Source organism: Microbacterium sp. (assembly GCF_031178525.1).
Lineage (GTDB): Bacteria > Actinomycetota > Actinomycetes > Actinomycetales > Microbacteriaceae > Microbacterium.
In genome coordinates, this window is the sequence record NZ_JAPSJA010000245.1 from 1 (window position 1) to 3,480 (window position 3,480).

Annotated in this window: 3 protein-coding genes; 2 read left to right on the plus strand and 1 reads right to left on the minus strand. The window is 71.4% G+C overall.

The genetic code is table 11. The annotated features are described in order from the left end of the window. Positions 1-247: 247 nt before the first annotated feature. Positions 248-1,096, minus strand: coding sequence for a hypothetical protein (locus RIF89_RS12440; protein WP_309069423.1), 849 nt, complete (start codon positions 1,094-1,096; stop codon positions 248-250). A gap of 211 nt (positions 1,097-1,307) precedes the next feature. Here RIF89_RS12440 and RIF89_RS12445 point away from each other — a divergent pair, with 211 nt between their 5' ends. Beyond that, a complete protein-coding gene (locus tag RIF89_RS12445; protein WP_309069424.1) occupies positions 1,308-2,168 on the plus strand; it encodes a DNA-formamidopyrimidine glycosylase family protein in 861 nt (286 codons plus the stop codon). 326 nt (positions 2,169-2,494) lie between these two features. Then, positions 2,495-3,480: bifunctional diaminohydroxyphosphoribosylaminopyrimidine deaminase/5-amino-6-(5-phosphoribosylamino)uracil reductase RibD (ribD, locus tag RIF89_RS12450; RefSeq protein ID WP_309069425.1), on the plus strand; the 986-nt coding region annotated here is incomplete at its 3' end.

Sequence of the window (3,480 nt, forward strand, 5' to 3'; positions counted from 1 at the left end):
CTCGGCTTCCGGCTCGAAGGCGTGCGCAGGAAGGGTCTCGCGCACCGCGGCGAGCGCGTCGACGGCTGGATCGCCGGCCTGCTCGCCACCGACTCCCGCACCCGGCAGTCCTGGGCCGTCTGACGCGGCCCGTCCGCCCGGGTCGGTTCGTCCCGCCCGTCGGCGCGGTTCTCTCCGCATGAAGAAGGCAGAATCGGCCGTCCGCACTCCCCCAGGCTGAGGCTCACCCGTCTCGCCTTCCCTGTGCTCATCGGGTGACGAGAAGGCCCTGCACAGCGCGGATGAGGATCTCCGGTTCGTCGAAGATCATGCGTGCGGTCGGACGGATGGTGGCGTAGCCGAGTGCCGCGAGCTTCAGATCTCTGAGACGGTCGGCCTCCTGCCGCTCCCAGCCGCCGTGGAACTCGCGGCTGTCGCATTCGATCACCAGCCACCCATCGACGACCAGATCCACCCGCCCCACACCGTCTATGACCTTCTGCACCTCGACGCGCCTTCCGAACGCGCGCATCAGCAATCGCGCGAGCGTCTCCGCTCCCGATTCCGCTCTGCCGTCCACCAGCCGACGCAACCGCCGGAAGCGTCGGGGAAGCCGTGCGAAGAGGTCGCCGAGGTCATGTTCATGAATGACTCCGACATGCAGTGCGCTGTCGATCGTCGCGACCGCGGCGCGCACAGTCTGGCACCGAACGGCCTGCGCGAGCGCGAGCACCGGCGAGGCGATCAGATGCTCCTCCTGTGCCTCGTCATCCCGCCAATGGACACAGACCTTCTCCCAGCGCGTCCCCACACGAACGCGGCCCGACGGCGGGATACGCAGATGCTTGCGGTTTCGAGCGACCTGAATGTGCAGTCCCGAGCGTTCCAGCACGAAGACACCCATCTCCCGCATCGCAGAGACGCAGTCGAGCCGTCCGCCCACCGCCGCGGCTTCTCGGGGGACGGCGGGTGAAGCGTCCGCCCTCACATAGACGCCACGCCTCGCCCGGACTATGGCGCCGGCGGCGATCGACTGCTCGATTTCCGCGCGCGTCAGGCCGACTCGCCGCAGGTCCTGGAACGAGAGGGAGCAGGGGATCGTGACGTTCGGATTCACGGACATGCACCTCACCGTGCCGATCCCGACGGTCGACGGATCGGCGGGACGGCGCGGATGTGAACAACACGGCCCAGCGTCTCGGCTGAGGACGAGCGCAACCGACGCATAGCCTCCCGCACAGGGAAGGCAGAAACGTCACGGTTATCGAAGGCCGCGGCCGTTGTGCACCGGATTGCCTTCCTCGCGCGCGCCGGGGCAGGATGGCGGCATGCCCGAGATGCCCGAGGTGGAGGGGCTGGTCGAGTTCCTGCGCGGACGGGCGGCCGGCCTGGAGCTCACGCAGGCCCGGCTCACATCGATCGCCGCGCTGAAGACCTTCGACCCGCGCCTCGACGAGCTGGTGGGCAGGTCGGTCACCGGTGTCGAGCGCCACGGCAAGTTCGTGGACATCACCGCGGGCGACCTGCACCTGGTGTTCCACCTCGCGAAGGCGGGCTGGCTGCGCTGGCACGAGGCGCTGCCTGCCACCGTGATCAAGCCCGGCCGCTCCCCCATCGCGCTGCGCATCGGCTTCGGCGACGGCTCGGGGTTCGATCTCACCGAGGCCGGAACCAAGAAGTCGCTCGCCGTCTACGTCGTGCGCGATCCGGCGGAGGTGCCCGGCATCGCCCGGCTCGGACCGGACCCCCTGGACGAGACGTTCACCCGCGAGACCCTCGCCGGTCTGCTCTCCGGGCGCCGCACGCAGATCAAGGGCGTGCTGCGCGACCAGCAGACCGTGGCGGGCATCGGCAACGCGTACTCGGATGAGATCCTGCACGCCGCGCGCATGTCGCCCTATGCGCTGGCGGCGAACCTCGGCGACGACGACGTCGACCGGCTCTACGCGGCAATGCGCGACACGCTGACCGAGGCGGTCGCCGCCGCTCGCGGGCGCCCGCCCGCCGAACTCAAGGACGCCAAGCGCCGCGGCATGAGCGTGCACGCCCGCGCGGGTGAGGCGTGCCCCGTGTGCGGTGACACCGTGCGCAGCGTGTTCCTCGCCGACCGCAGCTTCGAGTACTGCCCCACGTGCCAGACGGGCGGCAAGGTGCTCGCCGACCGCCGCCTGTCCCGCCTGCTGAAGTGACGGATCCGGATCCGTGCCGTGCGCGGTCGGAGGACCCTCGCGTGAACGGCGATGACGGGAATGGATCGCGCGTCTGCGCGTTCGGATAATCTGAGTGCAGCACACGTGCTCCGGGGTCGGTGGGAATCCGAACCGGCGGTGACAGTCCGCGAGCCGAAGCGCCAGAAGCGCCAGGCCGATCCGGTGGAATTCCGGAACCGACGGTGATGTGCGGCGAGAGCCGCACGAGTCCGGATGGGAGGCAGCACGGGACGCTCGGCGATCCTCGGATGGCGGCGCCCGCGCGGCCTGTCCGCGATCACCCCGGCTTGATCGAGGAGGGTCGGATGGCGCATAGCCCCGCGGAGGAGCGCGCGATGCGCCGCGCCCTGGAGCTCGCGCTGCACGGACCCCGCAGCCGCAACCCGCAGGTCGGCGCGGTCATCCTGTCCCCGTCCGGAGAGGTCCTCGCCGAGGGCTGGCACCGCGGAGCCGGCACGGCCCATGCCGAGGTCGATGCGCTGTCGCAGCTGCCGGAGGGCGGCGCGCGGGGCACGACCGCGATCGTCACGCTCGAGCCGTGCAACCACACCGGCCGCACCGGCCCTTGCGCCGAGGCGCTGATCCGTGCGGGCGTCGCGCGCGTCGTGTACGCGCTCGACGACCCGGGCGAGATCTCGGGCGGCGGTGCCGCCCGTTTGCGTGCGGCAGGCGTCGACGTGGAAAGCGGCGTGCTGCGCGACGAGGCGCTCGCGCTGATCGAGCCCTGGCTCACCGCCACGCGCCTCGGACGCCCGCACGTCACCGTGAAGTGGGCGCAGAGCCTGGACGGCCGGGCAGCCGCGGCAGACGGCACGAGCAAGTGGATCACGGGACCCCAGGCGCGAGCCGACGTGCACGCCAGACGCGCACGGACCGACGCGATCGTCGTCGGGACGGGCACCGTACTCGCCGACGACCCCGCTCTGACCGCACGCGACGGCGACGTGCTGCACGCGGAGCAGCCCGTGCCCGTGGTGATCGGCGCGCGCGAGACGCCCGCCGACGCGGCCGTGCGCTCGCACCCGCAGGAGCCGCTGTTCTACGACACGCACGACCTCGAGTTCGTGCTCGCCGACCTGTGGGAGCACGGTCTGCACCGCGTGTTCGTCGAGGGGGGCCCCACGCTCGCGAGCGCGTTCCTCGCCGCCGGGTACGCCGATCGGGTCCTCGCCTACGTCGCCCCCGTGATCCTGGGCGGCCCGCGCGTCGCCCTGACCGACGTCGGCGTGCCCTCGATGCGGCAGGCGCGACGCCTGCAGGTGACCGAGCGGATCGTGCTGGGCGAGGACAC